This window comes from Cohnella sp. OV330, assembly GCF_900112065.1.
Lineage (GTDB): Bacteria > Bacillota > Bacilli > Paenibacillales > Paenibacillaceae > Cohnella.
In genome coordinates this window covers 715,181-731,307 of record NZ_FOKE01000001.1, presented here as the reverse complement: position 1 = coordinate 731,307, position 16,127 = coordinate 715,181, and the positions used below count along the sequence as shown (strand labels likewise).

Genomic DNA, 16,127 nt, shown 5'->3' with positions numbered 1-16,127 from the left:
TGCAACTGCGAAGACGGAGCTGCGATCGGAGCGAGTTAGCCGGAATAACCTTGCAACTACAAAAGCACCGCCGTCATCGCTGACGGCGGTGCTTTTGTCTAATTCTCAGTCAAGGAAATCCTTCAGCCTGCGGCTGCGGCTCGGATGGCGCAGCTTGCGCAGCGCCTTCGCTTCGATCTGCCGGATGCGCTCGCGGGTGACGCCGAACGCCTTGCCGACTTCTTCAAGCGTGCGCGTATGGCCGTCGTCGAGGCCGAACCGGAGGCGCAGCACGCTCTCTTCGCGCTCGGTGAGCGTATCGAGCACGTCCTCGAGCTGCTCGCGCATCAGCTCGAACGCGGCCGCGTCGGCGGGCTCCGGCGCGTCCTGGTCCTCGATGAACTCGCCCAGCCGGGAGTCGTTCTCCTCGCCGATCGGCATCTCGAGCGACACGGGCTCCTGCGAGATCTTCATGATCTCGCGGACCTTGTCGATCGTGATGTCCATCGCCTGGGCGATCTCCTCGGGGGTCGGCTCGCGGCCGAGCTCCTGCAGGAGCTGCCGGGAAATGCGCACGAGCTTGTTGATCGTCTCCACCATATGGACGGGGATCCGGATCGTGCGCGCGTGGTCCGCGATGCTGCGGGTGATCGCCTGGCGGATCCACCACGTGGCGTACGTGCTGAAGCGGAAGCCTTTGCGGTAATCGAACTTTTCGACAGCCTTGATCAGGCCCATGTTGCCCTCTTGAATCAAGTCCAGGAACAGCATGCCGCGTCCGACATACCGTCTTGCTATGCTGACGACCAGCCGAAGATTGGCTTCGGCCAGACGCTGCTTGGCTGCTTCGTCGCCTTCCTCGATCCGATGAGCGAGCGCGATCTCTTCGTCGGCCGTGAGCAGAGGCACGCGGCCAATCTCCTTCAGATACATGCGGACCGGGTCGTCCATCCGAATGCCCGCGGGCACCTTCAGGTCGCCGTCGTCCATGAAGTCGACAACGGGAGAATCGGTATCCATTGTCAAAGCGCATCCCTCCATCCGGTAAAAGTGCTGGGGCGGAACGGTGTAGAATAACGGAATTGACATCCGGCGGGATATGTGCTATCCTGAAGTAGGAAGTTTATGCTTTGGATGTCTTATAAGTACCATTTCTCATTATATCACGAAGTAGGCATTTATACAACAAGTAAATCAAATAAATTTGGACCGGACCTTACGCGATGTTTTCGGACGAGCGGGGTGCCGGTCCTTTTTGGTTGGATCGCGCGGCGTTTACTTTCATTACGAGCAGTCTACGGTTTATAATAGCAGCAAAAGTCCAAGGTCGGAGGGATGCAGATGGGATTCCAGACAGAGTTCAATTCGGTATGCAAATTCAAGTCCGAGCAGGAGCTCTATGAGCTGCTTGAATACGGACGGGGCAAGATGGTCAAGAAGCAGTTCCGTGTCTTCCCTACGGGCCAGAAGGTCATCGCGTACGCGCCTGACAACCGGGCGGTCGCCATCGTCCGCATCGTCGCTTCGATCGCCGAGATCAACTTCCAAGGCGAAGAAGTGACGCAGGTCGAGATGGAGCTGATCCGCAAGTTGACGGACGAGGAGTCGCGAGTACAGACCGCGCTCGCGCACGAGATGTTTTTCGGCGAGCAGCAGCAAGCCTAAGCGCATATCGGGAGGAGAATCGCGATGGGGACGAAGTGGGAGTACTGTACGTTGAAATACAAGACCGGCGGCTGGCTTGGCGGCAAGGTGGACGAGCAGGAGTTCCAGGACGAGCTGAACCGGTACGGGTACGAAGGTTGGGAGCTGGTGTCCTGCTTCGATACGAGTCAGGGACAGGGCGCTTCCCGCGATATCATCGTGGTCTTCAAGCGACAGTTATAGAAGATAGAGAGCGGCAGATCCGCCCGCTCTACATAAGCGCGCTGCCCCCGGCCTGAAGGCCGGGGGCTTTTTGCATCCTTAAAAAATGTAAAAATCCTTCGCAAAAAACGTCAACTTCTTTGGGGACGAAGTTGCTATAGTAGAGAAAGAAAGCGCTACATGAAGGGAGCGTTGCGAGTTGTTCTTAAGCAGATTGGGCGTGCTGACGGATGAAGTGTCCGACCGTTACGAGGAGGCGCTGGACTGGGCGGCGGAGCAGGGGCTTGCGCACGTGGAGGTGCGCGTCGTCGACGGTCGGAATGCGGCAAGCTTGAGCGACGAAGAGGCAACCGAGGTCCGCCGGCAGGCGGAAGCGAGGGGACTGTACATATCCGCGATCGCCTCGCCGGTATTCAAGTGCGCCCTGGATCCCGCGAGACCGGTCGCATCCGGGGATACGTTCGGCCAGCGGGAAGAGAGCGTCGAGGCGCACTTCGCGAAGCTGTCCCGGGTCATCGAGCTCGCGGAGCTGATGGGCACGAAGCGGATCCGGATTTTCTCCTTCTGGCGCGAGCGGGATCCGGAGCGCTACGCGGAGGAGATCGCCGGGCATCTGCGGCGCGCGGCCGGCATCGCACAGGACGCAGGGGTAGAGCTGCTGCTGGAAAACGAGGCCTCGTGCAACGGCGGATCGGCGCGCGAGGTCGCGGAGCTCGTCCGTACGGTCGATTCGCCGGCGCTGCGCGCGCTGTGGGATCCGGGCAACGAAGCGCATGCGGGCAAGGAAGCGTACCCGCGGGGCTACGAGACGATCAAGCCGTATGCCGCCCACGTGCATCTGAAGGACGCATGCTTCGGTCCCGACGGCCAGGCGCGGTGCGTGCCGCTCGGCTCGGGGGACGTGCCGGTCATCGCGCAGCTGAGGGCGCTCGAGGCGGACGGTTACGAAGGGCTATTTACGATCGAGACGCACTACGTGCCCCGGGACGGCAGCCGGATGACCGGGACCCGGATGACGCTCGACGCGCTGCGCGCGCTCGCGAAGGAGGTATAGGCGGATGGCGCAATGGGGGTTCGGCATCATCGGCTGCGGCGACGTCGCGGAGAGGCACGTCGAGGCGATCGGGCAGATCGAGGACGCGAAGCTGGTCGCCGTCTCCAGCAGAACGGAGAGCCGGGCGAGAGCGCTCGCGGAGCGGGAAGGCTGCGAATGGGTCACGGACTACCGGGATCTGCTCAGCCGCGAAGATATCGACATCGTCTGCGTGACCACCTCGAGCGGCAGTCATGCATCCGTCGGGCTTGACGTGCTGAACGCGGGGAAGCATCTCATCGTAGAAAAGCCGATGGCGATGAGCGCGCGGGAAGCGCGGCAAATGATGGATACGGCCCGCGAGCGCGGCGTCGTCCTCTCGTCGATCGCCCAGCGCAGATTCGAGGCCAACAACCAACTGATCAAGCGGGTGCTCGACGCAGGCGCGATCGGCAGACTGCTGCTGGCGGAGATGACGCTGCCATTCTATCGCAGCCAGGCTTACTACGACAGCGCGGAATGGCGGGGCACGGTCGCCGAGGACGGCGGCGCGCTCATGAATCAGGGCATTCACGGCCTGGATCTGATGCTCTGGTTCGCCGGGGACGCGCGCACGGTGTTCGGCAAGACGGCCACGCTTACGCACCGCATGGAGGCCGAGGACCTGGGACTGGCGATCTTGCAATTCGAGAGCGGCGCGTACGGGACGGTGATGGCGTCGACCAGCATCCAGCCCGGGTATCCCGCGACGATCGCGCTTTACGGCGAGCAGGGCGCGATCAAGCTCGAGGGCAGCTCGATCGTGCGCTGGTCCGTGCCCGGCTGGGAACAGCCGAACTGGGCGCAGGAGCAATCGTACGGCGGCGTGACCGATCCGAAGAGCATCGTCGCCGAATTTCACCAGAGCCAGTTCCTCGACGTCATCGCCGCCATCGAGACGGGCACCGAGCCTTTAAGTTCGGGCGAGGACGGCTGGCGGGCCGTCAGGCTGGTCGAGGCGATCTACGAGAGCGCGAGCCGACGGGCGGAGATCGTGATCGGGGAAGATCCAGAAGGGGATCGAGAGGGGGGGCGAGCCGAATGACGACCTTGCAGGAGCCGGTAATAGAAGCGAAAGCGGGCGATTTGAACGTCCGGGTGTACCGGACCCGCGGCGAGATGGGCGCGGCGGCAGGGTCCGACGTCGCCGTCAAGATCAAAGCGCTGCTTCGAACCAAGCCAAGTATCCGCATGATCTTCGCGGCGGCGCCGTCCCAGAATGAGATGCTGGATGCGCTAGCGGCCGATCCGGATATCGAATGGTCGCGAATCGTCGCCTTTCATATGGACGAATATCTGGGGTTGCCTCCTGGCGCTCCCCAAGCTTTCGGACGCTATCTGCAGGGCAGGCTGTTCGACCGGGTGAAGCCGGGCGCGATCCATCTGATCGACAGCGCGAACGACAGCGAGGCGGAGTGCAGCCGGTATGCCGCGCTGTTGGCGGAGGCGCCGATCGATATCGTCTGCCTGGGCATCGGCGAGAACGGGCATATCGCCTTCAACGATCCGCCGGTCGCCGACTTCGACGATCGCCTGCTCATCAAGCCTGTCGAACTCGACGAGGCGTGCAGACGCCAGCAGGTCAACGACGGCTGCTTCCCGGACATCGATGCGGTGCCGACGCATGCGCTGACGCTGACGGTGCCCGCGCTTTTCTCCGGCGCGCATCTGTTCTGCGTCGTGCCGGGGCCGACCAAGCGGGAGGCCGTATACCGGACGTTGAACGAGCCGGTCGCGACGGCTTGCCCGTCCACCATTTTGAGAAACCATTCGGACTGCACCTTGTACGTCGACCTCGATTCGTACGGGGCGGTGGGACGATGATCCTCAAGGCGCTCCACTATCGTACGGGCGAGCCCGTCGAGATCGAAGTCGAAGCGGGAAGGATCGCGCGGGTCGCGTCTGCGAAGGCGGAGCCGGAGGAGCGGGACGCGCTGCCGTACGCGGCGCCGGGACTGGTCGATCTGCAAATTAATGGCTTTGCCGGGCACGACTTCAACCGGTCGCCGATCCCGCCCGAACTGCCGGGGACGGTGGCGCGCGAGCTGCGTCGGGAAGGCGTGACCGCCTTCTATCCGACCGTCGTCACGAACGGGCCGGCGGCGATCGCTTCCCAGGTCGCGGCCATTGCCGAGGCATGCGAGCGGGATACGGACGCGGCCGCGTGCATCGCGGGCATCCATCTGGAGGGGCCGTTCATCTCGCCCGAAGACGGCGCGCGAGGCGCCCACGCGTTGCGATTCGTCAGGGCGCCGGATTGGGAGATGTTCTGCAAGTGGCAGGAGGCTGCCGGCGGCCGCATCGCCATCCTCACGCTGTCGCCCGAATGGGAGGGGAGCGGCGCGTTCATCCGCCGCTGCACGGATAGCGGCGTGACGGTCTCTATCGGCCATACGGCGGCCACCGCGGAGCAGATCAAAGAAGCGGTCGCGTCGGGCGCGCGCATGTCGACGCACTTCGGCAACGGCGCTCACCTGATGCTGCCTCGCCATCCGAACTATCTGTGGGAGCAGTTGGCCCAGGACGAATTGTACAGCTGCTTGATCGCGGACGGGTTCCATTTGCCGGACCAGGTGCTGAAGGTCGTCCTCAAGGCGAAAGGCGAGAAAGCGATGCTGGTCAGCGACGCCGTGTATCTGAGCGGCATGCCGCCGGGCGAATACACGACGCACATCGGCGGCTGCGTCGTTCTGACGCCGCAAGGCCGGCTCCATCTGGCGGAGCAGGAGAAGATCCTGGCCGGATCGGCGCAGATGCTCCTCTGGGGGATTGAGCAGCTGACGGGGCGCGGCATCGCGAGCCTGGCCGACGCATGGGACATGGCGTCGATTAGGCCGGCGGGATTCATGCGGCTGCCTGCGGCTGCTGGATTGTCCGCGGGCGCTCCGGCGGACATCGCGCTGTTCCGGCGGGACGGCGGCAAACTCCGGATCGAACGGACATGCAAGGCGGGCGAGATCGTATATCGGGACGAAGCCGGCAAGGGCGACCGATGAGCCTTTATCGAGGACAGGGGGAACGAAAATGAAATTAGCGGCATTCAGCGGAGTCTTCATCTCGCACAGCATTCAGGAAGCCATGCACTTGACGAAGCGGCTCGGCTTGGACGGGATCGAGATCGCGGCGCGCGAGCCTCATGTCTCTCCGTCCAGCAGCATGGAAAGAGTCAAAGAGGTCAAGGCGCTTTCCGACAGCCTGGCGCTCCCGATCCCCGTGCTGGCCAGCTATATCGGCGGCTTCTCCGATGCCGACGACAGCCAGGCGGAGAGTTACTTCGAGGAATTCAAGCGGCTGCTCGAGATCGCCGGCGTGCTGGGCACGCGCATGATCCGCGTTTTCCCCGGCGGTCCCAACGCCTTCAAGGCGCAGGACTATCACTATGCCAAAGCCGCCTACTGGATGAATCTGTTCGCCGAAGAGGCCAAGAAGCATGAAGTGAGCGTGCTCATGGAGATTCACAACGACTCGCTGGTCGAGACGGTGGACAGCAGCCTGCGGCTGCTCGGCATGATCGGGAGCGACAACGTCGGGATGATTCACGACGCAGGCAATATGTATATTACCGATACGGATTATGGACGCGACTCCGTCCTTCGGCTTGGGCGCTATTTGATGCACGTGCATGTGAAGGATGAGCTTCGCATCGCGGAGCTCGGCGCGCCGGGGACGTTCGCCAGTACGACGCGCCACGGCCGGGAGCTGTTCCTGCAGAGCCGGCTGGGCGAGGGCGGGGCCGACCACAAGCCGTTGTTCGACGCGCTGCGCGAGACGGGCTACTCGGATTGGGTGACGCTGGAGTGCCATGCGCCGTTTCCGGCGTACGAACGTTTGGAGCACGACCTCGAGGCGGTTCGCAGGCTGATCGCAACAGCGTAAAGACAGGCGGTGTCGTATGAACGAAGACTTGGATCTGCCGCTATTTCAAGGCCGGGATGAGCTGAACAGGGATTTTCCTTTCAAAATATTCCGTTACGCCAGCCCGCTTATGAAGCAGAGCCTGCACATGCACGACTACGTCCAGATCGCCTACGTCCGTCAGGGCATGTGCAATCACCAGTTGCTCGGCAAGTCGCTGACCGTCAGCCAGGGCGATCTGTTCATCATCGCGCCAGGCAACGGACACAGCATCAGCGCCATCGAAGATCAGGCGTTCGAGCTGATCATGACCGACTTCTCGCCGGAACTGCTGGAGGGGCATCTGGGTCCGATGGAGGATTCGCTCAAGCGTTACCTGACGCCGGGACCGGCCGCCGCGCCTTATTCCTGGCTGCACGTCGGCAAGCGCAGGCAGCCGCTCGTCCTGCAACTGCTCCAAGACATGCAGGACGAGTACGACCACAAGGAGGTCGGCTACGAGTTCGCGATCCGGCTCTCCCTGCTGAAGCTGCTGACGGTGGCCGAGCGTGAATACCGCGCCGTCCGGCGCAGCCCGGGCATGCCATCAGTCGCCGCCGACCGGGAGCCGATCGAGGAAGCCAGACGGTACGTGCACGACAACTACAGCCAGGACATCCCGCTTGAGCACGGCGCTTATATCGCGAATATGGCGCCGGCTTATTTCAGCCACATGTTCAAGCACGTGACGGGTCAGTCGTTCATCGATTACGTGAACGAAGTCCGCATCGAGCGGGCGAAGGAGCTGATCCGGCGGCAGTCGCTCTCGGTCACGCAGATCGGGTTCCAAGTCGGCTATCGGCATCTGAGCCACTTTATTCGCACCTTCAAGAAGCGCACCGGCATCACGCCTACGGAGTACAAAAAAACGTTCGGCGGCTCCGCCGAGCCTATCGGAGAAAGAGGGATGAACAAATGACGGCAACGCCTTTGAAAGTCGGCATCATCGGACAGGGCCGCAGCGGCCGGGATATCCACGGCAAGCTGCTCGAACAGCTCCCCGCGCAATACCGCATCGCGGCGATCGCCGACTCCATCCCGGAGCGCAGGACGCGAGCCGAGGAAGAATTCGACTGCCGCGCGTACGAGACGTGGGAAGCCATGGTCGCCGGCGAGCAGCTCGACCTGGTCGTCAACGCTTCGCCGAGCCATCAGCACTTTCCCATCTCGCTGGAGCTGTTGAACAGGGGCTTCAACGTCCTGTGCGAAAAGCCGCTGGCCAAATCTCCCGAGGAGGTCGATCGGCTGATCGAAGCGTCCAAGCGCTCGGGCAAGCTGCTTGCGGTCTTTCAGCAGTCCAGATACCACCCCGCGTTCCAGCAGATTCGCCAAGTGATCGATTCCGGCGTGCTAGGCCGCATCGTACAGGTGAGCATCGGCATGAACGGATTCGCCCGCCGGTGGGATTGGCAGACGCTTCAGAGCAACAACGGCGGCAATCTCATGAACACCGGTCCGCACCCGGTCGATCAGGCGCTGCAGCTGTTCGGCACCGACGCGCTGCCGCAGATTACGTGCATCATGGACCGGGCGAACACGTTCGGGGATGCGGAAGACTACGTGAAGCTGCTCATGAGGGGCCTAGGACGTCCGACGATCGATATCGAGATCTCGTCCTGCTGCGCGTATCCGCAGGATTCGTTCAACATCCAGGGCACCAACGGGGGCCTGCACGGCAGCCCGGAACACCTGGAGTGGCAGTACTTCAAGCCCGAGGAAGCGCCGGCTCAGCAGCTCGTGAGAGAGCCGCTGTTCAATGCGGCGGGGCTGCCTGCCTACTGCAACGAGGAGCTGACATGGTATAGCGACGACTGGTCGATGTCGCTGCCGGAGGGGCAGAGTCTGTTCGGTTACATGACCGAAAAGCTGTACCTGATGCTGCACCGCTCGCTCACGGAGGGCGCGCCGCTGGAGATCACGCCGGAGCAGGTGCGCCAGCAGATGTGGGTCATGGAGGAGTGCAGGCGTCAGAATCCGCTGATTTATAGCGCATAACTAGAAATTCCCCGGCAGGTTAAGACGTAACGTACTTTGGATCGCCCGCATGCGGCCGGTCCGCCTGATTTCGCGACAAGCGAAAGCAGGCGGGCCGGCCGCCATCCTTTCCATCAGGCATCGCGGTATTCTTGCGGCGTTAAGCCGGTCGACTTTTTGAAGAACCGGTAGAAATACGCTTCCGAGATAAATCCGACCTCCTTCGCGATGTCGCTCACCTTCAGCTCGCTTTCCTTCAGCAGCTGCTTGGTCTTCGCGAGACGCGTGTCCGCGATATACTCGGACAGCCCGACTTTCGTAATCTGCTTGTACAACCGCGACAAATAGTACGGATGATGCCCGAAGGCTTCGCCGATTTTCGTCAGCGACAAATCATTCGCCAGCTGATCGTCGACGTAGTTTTGAATTTGCGTGATCATATCCTGCTCCTGGTCGATCTTCCGGTTCGATTTGACGTCGAACACTTCTTCCGTCAGCCGATAGAAATAGGAGGCGGAAGCTTTCCAAGCATGAATGACGTCGAGGCGAGCCAACATGCCGATATCGATCGACCTGCAGATCTCCTCGTGAAGCGCCCAACGGTTAATCGCGGACAAGAACATGCCCGCAAGCGACAACGCGATCTCGAGGCGAACCGCGTCCCGATAGGGACCAGGCTCGTCCGCTTCGTCCAGCAGCGCTGCGAGCAGACGGACGAATTCGTCGCGTTCCCCGTTTTCCAGCATGCTCTGCAGCATGCGAATCTGTCCGTTCACCGGCTTCGGTTGCGGCTCCTGCCTCGGCGCCGTTTCAACCGCTTCGCCGCTCTTGGCGTCCAGGAAAATCGTTTCCTTCCGCATCCCCAGCCCTAAATGAAAGGCAAGCTTGAGCGCCTCGAATCGTTCCGATACCCGGTCCCACGAGCCGAACGTGCCGCCGACCGCGAAGGAGACCGACACCTTTAGCAGTTCTTTGCACGCCTGCTGGATGTCTGCCAGGGTCTGCTGGACGAAGCGCAACGCATGCTTGCGGTTCTCTTCCGCATCCGACGTATCCGGCTCTTCCTTCGTCTGCAGCAGCCAGACGAGGCGCGAGGGCTCGTAGGCAAACGAATAGACGCGAAGCAGCGGCGCCATGAATTCCTCCGCGATATTTTGAATCGCGAACTTGATCAGCGCCCGTTCGGACGGCGCCGTAATGTCCCGCCATTCGTCGATGCGGCCGATGACGAGAAGCGCGGGCTCGTCGCAATTCAGCTTGAAGGACAGTTGCTCGAAATTGCTTCTGAGATTCCGAAGCGACTGCTGATCGCCGAGCAGCACGTCCTCCATGAATTCCTTCTGCATCAGCTGCAGCGACTGCTGAAGCTGGCTTTTCGCGTTCGATAGGAAGCGATCCTGGCGGACGGCTTCCTTGAGTTCCTCGAGTACGCGCTGGACGGCGTCGGTAATGACCTCGTAGCCTTCCGTTTTCAAAATATAGTTGCTGGCGCCGCCGCGAACGGCTTGCTGCACATAGGCGAAGTCGTCATAGCCCGAGAGGAAAACGAATTTGCATCTCGGCCACCGGCGCATCGTTTCCTCCTGCAGCTCCAGCCCGCTCATGCCCGGCATCTGGATGTCCGACAGCACGATATCGATTTTGGTTTTCTCGAGCAGACGGATCGCTTCTTTCCCGGAATAAGCGCCGAATACATCTAAGTTTAGTTCCTCTTGCAGGTCCAAAAAGTATTCGACGAGTCCGTCCACGATGATTTTCTCGTTATCGACGATCAATAGCTTATGCATGGCGCCGTCCTCCTTTATTCGGGCTCGCCGCCGAACGGCAGATGGAGCATGACTTGCATGCCCCCGAGCGATCCCCGGCTTAACGATAGTCCGTATTGCTTCCCGTATTTCAGCTGCAATCGGCGATGAACGTTGATAAGGCCGGTCGTTTCCTGAGACTCTTCATTCGACCGCAGCCGCTCGGACAGCTCCCGGATCGTCGAATCGTCCAGATTGTCCCCGTTATCCTCGACGCCGATGGTGAGCCGGCCATCCGCCTGCCAGGCTTCGATGACGAGGACTCCGGGATCTTCCTTCCGTTCCAGGCCGTGCACGTACGCATTTTCGATGATCGGCTGCAGCATAAGCCGCGGCACCTTCATCTTCAAAGCGGCATCCGGGAATTCCCGCCACGTCATTTCGATCGCGGGAAATCGTACCGATTGGATTCCCATATAAGCCTGCACGTGCAAGATCTCTTTCTCGAGTGCGACTTCATCCTCTCCGTTGCGGGTGATATAACGGAAATAGTTGCCCATGTGCTTGATCAATTCCTCCGCGTGGCGCAAATCCTCCCGCTTGATCAGCGTGAGCAGAATAAACATGCTGTTGTACAGAAAATGCGGATTGATTTGCGATTGCAGCTGCTTCAGCTCCGAACGCTGCGAACGGGTCGTCTGCTCGAGCACTTCGTCGATCAGCGTCTGAATCCGTCCGGCCATCGAATTGAATTGATGGTAGATGTCCTGGAACTCGTCCTGAAAGCCATGTTGAAGACGGACCGACAGATTGCCTCTCCCGACTTGACGCAGCCCTTTGATAAGGCCTTTCATCGGCTGGTGAATAAGCAGGTAGATCCAGTAAGAAAACAGGATGACGACGATGACCGATCCCAGCGCGAGCGTCCAGTACCAGGTGCGGTACTGCTTCAACACGCCCATCGCTTGCCGCTCCGGCACGTAGTGGATCAGCGTTAAGCCGAGCGCGGCGGAACGCTCGTAATACAGCAAGTAAGGCTGGTCGTTCAGCTTCAGCCGCTGCTGGCCGAACGCCATGTCCCCGGACGGCGTTTGCGCCATGAACCGCCGAAGCTGACCGGTTAGCGCGTCCTCTTTTTTGTCGCTGACGACCCAGCCCTCGCGTTCGTTCATTAAAATCGAGCCCGAAGAAGCCTGTTTCGACATTTGCGCAAGGGACTGCCGCAGCAGCGGTAGCGAGAGCTCCACCTCGATCGCGAACGACATGGAGGGGCCGGTCGCCGGGTAGACCATCCCGAGAAACAAGCGGTTGTTCCAATAGATGAACGGGGAACCGGAGCGCTTGACGCCGCCCGCGATCGCGTCCAGCTCGTCGGACGGAATCGCCTCGCCGAAGCTTCCCGACAGAATGCTTCGGCCGAGCTTCGGAAAATAGATTTTGATGGTGCTGATATACGGGCTCGAGCTCTGCAGAATCGATAGCTTGTTCTCGATGCGAAGGATCGTCTGGGCGCGCTCGTAATCGTCCATCGATTCGGGGATAACGCCGGCCCTCCTGAAATCGTCGTCGGTGCCGGTATACTCCCGTTCCACGCGAATGATCCGGTTCATCTCCGTCTCGAGCGAGCTCAGGTAGAAATGCACGTTGGACGCGTTCGATTGACCGAGCTCGTTGCGCACGATATTTTCGCCGGATTGATTCATGAGCAGGCTGAGCGTGGCGAGCGGAATAATGACGATCATGAAGGAAAGCACGAGCTTCGAAAAAATATTCAGGCGCTTGACGGCGTTTTTCAGCGATGTTAACATGCACGGCTCTCCTTTTGTATGGGCTAAAGAAACGGCAAAAAGACAGAAGGGATGGAATCATCCGCGCTCCTGTCCTTAAGCCGCGCTAGCGCCTCTCCGCCTGATGTCCCCGCCGCGCATGCGCTTATTCCTTGACGCTCCCCATCACGAGCCCCGACACGAAATACTTCTGCAGAAACGGGTACACGATCAGGATCGGCAGGGCCGTCATGAAGATTTGGGCCGCTCGACCGGTCCGGTTGGAGACGACGCGAGCCGTGTCCGGATCCGTCAGATTGAGCTGCCGGAGCGTGCTCAGATCGATCTCGATCGATTGCAGATACGTCGCGAGCGGATACCGTTCCGGACTTTTCATAAGCATCAGGCCGTCGAACCATGAGTTCCAATGGCCCACCATCGTGAACAAGGTCACCGTCGCCAGCGAAGGCAGCGAGATCGGCAGAAAGATGAGAAACAGCGTTTTGAGATGGCCGGCCCCGTCTATCAACGAGGATTCCTCCAGCTCCTTCGGCAGCCCGCGGAAGAAATTCAGCATCAGGATGATGTTGAACACGTTCACGGCGCCCGGGAGAATGAGCGCCCAGACGGTGTCGAGCAAATGCGTCTGCTTCACCGCCAAGTACCAAGGAATGAGTCCGCCGTTGAACAATATCGTAAATACGAAGATCCACGCGTACGCGGTGCGGAGCGGAAACCGCCTGCTATCCTTCGAGAGCGGATAGGCGGTAAGCACGCAGAGGACCATATTGATAAGCGTGCCGAGCAACAGTCTTTCGGCCGACATGCCGAGGGCGCCGAAAAACTTGCCTTCTTTCATGACGACTTCATAGGCTTTGACATTAAAATCGACCGGCCAAAATCTGACCTCTCCCGCCGCCGCAGCGCCCGCCGAACTGAACGATACCGCCAGCACGTTCAGGATCGGAAGCACGCACAGCAGCGACAGGCCGGTCAAGAATACGAGATTGCAGACGAGAAACGTTCGTCTGGATAACGATGATTTTATCATTTTCGCGAGTTCCTCTCTAGAAGATTCGATAGTTAGCCAGACGGTAAGCCAATCCGTACGACGCGCAAATCAACACGAAAGAAATAATGGACTTGAACAAGCCGATGGCGGTCGAGACGCTGTACTGCGCGCTGACGATGCCTACGCGGTAGACGAGCGTATCGAGAATATCGCCCGTCGAATAAGTAACCGGGCTGTACAGGTTGAACACCTGGTCGAAGCCCGCGTTCAAGACGTTCCCCAAGCTGATGGTCGCCAGCAAAATGATGATCGGCACGATGCCGGGAAGCGTGATATACAGCGTTTGCTTCCATCGGGAAGCGCCGTCGACCACCGCGGCTTCGTATAGGGAGGGATTGATGCTCGTAAGCGCAGCCGTATAAACGATCGTATTGAATCCGAATTCCTTCCACACGTCGCTCGCGATGAGCGTGAACCTGAACCAGTGATTGTCTCCCAGGAAAAAAATCGGCTTGAAGCCCAGCGCGGAAATCAGTTCATTCACGATGCCGCCCGACGGCGACAGAATATCCTTCAGAATGCCCGCCAGGATGACCCAGGATAGAAAATGGGGGAGATAGACGAGGATTTGCACGCCTCGTTTGATGAAGGTTTGGCGTACCTCGTTCAGCAGAAGCGCTATGACGATCGGCACGATAAGATTGCCGACGATTTTAAGGATCGCAATGATCGCGGTATTTCGAAAGGCAGGCCAGAAATCCGGCATCTTGAAGATGTACCTGAAATTATCGAAGCCGATCCATTGGGAATGAAAGAACCCTTTATGAGCGACGAACTTCTCGAAGGCAATGACGAATCCGAACATCGGATAATAGCTGAAAATCAGGACAAGCAGCAGCGCGGGAACGAGCATAAGGTGAAGCGTGTAATCCCGTTTGAAGCTGTTTAAGACGCGCATATCGTTCGACTCCTAACCTGCTTAATCTCGAAAAAGAAAGCGGGGAGATTGCAAGCGCCGTCTCCCCGTGTTTCCCCTTCAACGTTACTTGTGCGACGCGACCCAATCGTTTACTTCTTGCGTGATTTGATCGCCGCCGAGCTTCTTCCAATCGCTGACGAACTTGTCGAATTCATCGACGGGCTCGGCGCCCATGATGATCTTGGTGAACACTTCCTGCTCCAGCTTGTCGAGCGCTTGCTTCTTCTCGACCATCGTCGGCGTCGGCGCGCCGTAAAACAGCGAGAACAGCTGATTGTTCAGGTCGTCCTTCTTGATGACCTCGAACGCGTCGTATTGGCGCGCCGTCGAATAGCCCGTCACGATGTCGCCGTCGTTGAACGCCTTGATGGACGTGTAGATGCCTTTCTGCTCCGAGTTCAATTTGGACGCATCGTTGGAGCTAAGCGCGGCGCGAATCGCATCCAGGTTATCCGGAATATCTTTGGTTGCCGGCCAGGATTGAACGAGCGGATATTTGAAGTACGATACCGATTGGTTCGCGTTCGTGCCGTACTTCTCGAATTCCGACGACTCGCCCCACAGCTTCTCCTGGAAGGCGGTCATCAGCTTGACGACGGCTTCCGGATGCTTGAAATCCTTGCTGACGACGAAGTAAGTGTTGACCGACGGATCCACGGCTTGCATGACAGGCTGCTTGCCGTCTACCGCTACGATCGAGAACGGCTTCACGTTCAGCAGGTCTTTGTTTTTGCTGATGTCGATCGGGTACATCGAGTTCCAGTTGGCGCCGTACCAAATGCCTACCTTGTTCGTCAGCACGTCTTCGCCGAACTTGTCCGAATCCTTGACCGCCCATTCTTTGTCGATCAGGCCGCTCTTGTACATCTCCTGCAGTTTAGCCAGCGCTTGCTTCACTTCGGGCTGTATGCTGCCGAACACCGCCTGACCGGCCGCGTCCTTCACCCAACGGTCGGGATACGCCTTGAACCCGGCGAACCAGCCGCCCAGATCGGCGACCCCGCCGTTAGACGGCGACGGTCCTTGCGTAATGCCGAGTCCGAGCGTGTCCTTCTTGCCGTTTTTGTCGGGGTCCTGATTGACGAACGCATCTGCGATTTTGACGAGATCGTCGATCGACTTCGGCTCGGAGAGCCCGACGTTTTTCAGCCAATCCGTACGAATCCATAACACGTCGTTGTTAGTGATGGTAGCCGAGCCTTGCGGAAGCGCAAGCAGCTTGCCGCCGAAGGTCGCCGAGCTCATGCCTTTGCCCCCGTCGCCGTTCATCAGCTTCTTCGTCAAGGGGCTTGCATATTTGTCGAACGCTTCGGTCAAATCCGCCAACACGCCAGCATCCGCGAGCTGCTGCAGCTGGGAGGCGTTAACCTGGTAGATATCCGCCGGCTTGTCGCCGGAAGCGATAATGACGTTCAGTTTATTCACGTAGTCGTCATTCTTTGCGGTTGTCCAGTCGTAGACCATGTCGATGCCAAGCGCGTCTTTGAAATATTCCGACCATCTGTTGTTCGAAATATCTTCGCCCGAATCGTAGGTAACGGTCGAATCGACCGGCCGGATGGAATGAACGGTGATCGGCGGATCGTATTTGCCGGCGGCATCCGCGCCAGCCGCGTTCGATGCGGCTGCGGCCGTGCTTGGTTTTTCCGGTCCGTTGTCGCTGTTGTTTTCCCCTCCGCATGCCGCAAGCGCAAGGGATAAAGACGATAAAACCGATAAACCGACCAGTGCTGACTTTCTTTTATTCATTTCCGGTGCCCCCCCTGGTTCATCTTGATAACCGATAGATCCTGCGATTTGAATATAACCTTGCCGGGGAGCGGCTCTCTACTGTTCGTTT

General features: G+C 59.5%; 15 protein-coding genes. 9 read left to right on the top strand and 6 right to left on the bottom strand.

The annotated features are described in order from the left end of the window. Positions 1-105: 105 nt before the first annotated feature. Positions 106-999 carry an RNA polymerase sigma factor RpoD gene (gene rpoD, locus BM235_RS02790; RefSeq protein ID WP_255374041.1) on the bottom strand — a complete coding sequence of 298 codons (894 nt, stop codon included), beginning with the start codon at positions 997-999 and terminating at the stop codon, positions 106-108. Positions 1,000-1,320: 321 nt separating this feature from the next. Here rpoD and BM235_RS02785 point away from each other — a divergent pair, with 321 nt between their 5' ends. The 9 genes from BM235_RS02785 to BM235_RS02745 all read left to right on the top strand — a co-directional run bounded on the left by BM235_RS02785 (position 1,321) and on the right by BM235_RS02745 (position 8,806). Further along, entirely contained in the window at positions 1,321-1,644 is a 324-nt protein-coding gene (locus tag BM235_RS02785; protein ID WP_090109000.1) for a hypothetical protein, read from the top strand. A 24-nt stretch (positions 1,645-1,668) separates the two neighbouring features. Continuing rightward, complete coding sequence (locus BM235_RS02780; RefSeq protein WP_090108999.1) at positions 1,669-1,866, top strand: DUF4177 domain-containing protein; 198 nt, start codon at positions 1,669-1,671, stop codon at positions 1,864-1,866. A 178-nt stretch (positions 1,867-2,044) separates the two neighbouring features. Further along, on the top strand, positions 2,045-2,899 hold the full coding sequence (locus BM235_RS02775; RefSeq protein WP_090108998.1) for a sugar phosphate isomerase/epimerase family protein: 855 nt from the start codon (positions 2,045-2,047) through the stop codon (positions 2,897-2,899). A 4-nt stretch (positions 2,900-2,903) separates the two neighbouring features. Further along, positions 2,904-3,962: a Gfo/Idh/MocA family protein gene (locus tag BM235_RS02770; protein WP_090108997.1), complete on the top strand. Its 1,059-nt coding sequence runs from the start codon at positions 2,904-2,906 to the stop codon at positions 3,960-3,962. Next, complete coding sequence (locus BM235_RS02765; protein WP_090108996.1) at positions 3,959-4,741, top strand: glucosamine-6-phosphate deaminase; 783 nt, start codon at positions 3,959-3,961, stop codon at positions 4,739-4,741. The genes BM235_RS02770 and BM235_RS02765 overlap by 4 nt, the downstream gene beginning before the upstream one ends. Continuing rightward, positions 4,738-5,913, top strand: a complete 1,176-nt coding sequence (locus BM235_RS02760; RefSeq protein ID WP_090108995.1) for an N-acetylglucosamine-6-phosphate deacetylase — start codon at positions 4,738-4,740, stop codon at positions 5,911-5,913. The genes BM235_RS02765 and BM235_RS02760 overlap by 4 nt, the downstream gene beginning before the upstream one ends. Positions 5,914-5,941: 28 nt before the next feature. Continuing rightward, on the top strand, positions 5,942-6,793 hold the full coding sequence (locus BM235_RS02755) for a sugar phosphate isomerase/epimerase family protein (RefSeq protein WP_090108994.1): 852 nt from the start codon (positions 5,942-5,944) through the stop codon (positions 6,791-6,793). A 16-nt stretch (positions 6,794-6,809) separates the two neighbouring features. Beyond that, on the top strand, positions 6,810-7,730 hold the full coding sequence (locus BM235_RS02750; protein ID WP_090108993.1) for a helix-turn-helix domain-containing protein: 921 nt from the start codon (positions 6,810-6,812) through the stop codon (positions 7,728-7,730). Beyond that, positions 7,727-8,806: a Gfo/Idh/MocA family protein gene (locus BM235_RS02745; protein WP_090108992.1), complete on the top strand. Its 1,080-nt coding sequence runs from the start codon at positions 7,727-7,729 to the stop codon at positions 8,804-8,806. The genes BM235_RS02750 and BM235_RS02745 overlap by 4 nt, the downstream gene beginning before the upstream one ends. A 113-nt stretch (positions 8,807-8,919) precedes the next feature. On the opposite strand, the gene BM235_RS02740 is transcribed toward BM235_RS02745, so the two are convergent. The 5 genes from BM235_RS02740 to BM235_RS02720 all read right to left on the bottom strand — a co-directional run bounded on the left by BM235_RS02740 (position 8,920) and on the right by BM235_RS02720 (position 16,036). Continuing rightward, positions 8,920-10,572: a response regulator transcription factor gene (locus BM235_RS02740; protein WP_090108991.1), complete on the bottom strand. Its 1,653-nt coding sequence runs from the start codon at positions 10,570-10,572 to the stop codon at positions 8,920-8,922. 14 nt (positions 10,573-10,586) lie between these two features. After that, entirely contained in the window at positions 10,587-12,338 is a 1,752-nt protein-coding gene (locus BM235_RS02735) for a sensor histidine kinase (RefSeq protein ID WP_090108990.1), read from the bottom strand. 124 nt (positions 12,339-12,462) lie between these two features. Beyond that, positions 12,463-13,347 (bottom strand): carbohydrate ABC transporter permease, encoded by an 885-nt coding sequence (locus tag BM235_RS02730; protein ID WP_090108989.1) that lies wholly within the window; start codon positions 13,345-13,347, stop codon positions 12,463-12,465. 16 nt (positions 13,348-13,363) lie between these two features. After that, entirely contained in the window at positions 13,364-14,266 is a 903-nt protein-coding gene (locus BM235_RS02725; protein WP_090108988.1) for an ABC transporter permease, read from the bottom strand. 84 nt (positions 14,267-14,350) lie between these two features. Beyond that, complete coding sequence (locus BM235_RS02720; RefSeq protein ID WP_090108987.1) at positions 14,351-16,036, bottom strand: extracellular solute-binding protein; 1,686 nt, start codon at positions 16,034-16,036, stop codon at positions 14,351-14,353. Between the last annotated feature and the right edge of the window lie 91 nt (positions 16,037-16,127).

What these genes read in the sequence shown, in the direction of transcription:
- BM235_RS02725 (WP_090108988.1), bottom strand. Translation starts at nt 14,266, where the DNA reads ATGCGCGTCTTAAACAGCTTCAAACGGGATTACACGCTTCACCTTATG.
- BM235_RS02720 (WP_090108987.1), bottom strand. Translation starts at nt 16,036, where the DNA reads ATGAATAAAAGAAAGTCAGCACTGGTCGGTTTATCGGTTTTATCGTCT.
- BM235_RS02745 (WP_090108992.1), top strand. Translation starts at nt 7,727, where the DNA reads ATGACGGCAACGCCTTTGAAAGTCGGCATCATCGGACAGGGCCGCAGC.
- BM235_RS02740 (WP_090108991.1), bottom strand. Translation starts at nt 10,572, where the DNA reads ATGCATAAGCTATTGATCGTCGATAACGAGAAAATCATCGTGGACGGA.
- BM235_RS02765 (WP_090108996.1), top strand. Translation starts at nt 3,959, where the DNA reads ATGACGACCTTGCAGGAGCCGGTAATAGAAGCGAAAGCGGGCGATTTG.
- BM235_RS02730 (WP_090108989.1), bottom strand. Translation starts at nt 13,347, where the DNA reads ATGATAAAATCATCGTTATCCAGACGAACGTTTCTCGTCTGCAATCTC.
- BM235_RS02735 (WP_090108990.1), bottom strand. Translation starts at nt 12,338, where the DNA reads ATGTTAACATCGCTGAAAAACGCCGTCAAGCGCCTGAATATTTTTTCG.
- BM235_RS02770 (WP_090108997.1), top strand. Translation starts at nt 2,904, where the DNA reads ATGGCGCAATGGGGGTTCGGCATCATCGGCTGCGGCGACGTCGCGGAG.
- BM235_RS02785 (WP_090109000.1), top strand. Translation starts at nt 1,321, where the DNA reads ATGGGATTCCAGACAGAGTTCAATTCGGTATGCAAATTCAAGTCCGAG.
- BM235_RS02755 (WP_090108994.1), top strand. Translation starts at nt 5,942, where the DNA reads ATGAAATTAGCGGCATTCAGCGGAGTCTTCATCTCGCACAGCATTCAG.
- BM235_RS02780 (WP_090108999.1), top strand. Translation starts at nt 1,669, where the DNA reads ATGGGGACGAAGTGGGAGTACTGTACGTTGAAATACAAGACCGGCGGC.
- BM235_RS02750 (WP_090108993.1), top strand. Translation starts at nt 6,810, where the DNA reads ATGAACGAAGACTTGGATCTGCCGCTATTTCAAGGCCGGGATGAGCTG.
- BM235_RS02760 (WP_090108995.1), top strand. Translation starts at nt 4,738, where the DNA reads ATGATCCTCAAGGCGCTCCACTATCGTACGGGCGAGCCCGTCGAGATC.
- rpoD (WP_255374041.1), bottom strand. Translation starts at nt 999, where the DNA reads ATGGATACCGATTCTCCCGTTGTCGACTTCATGGACGACGGCGACCTG.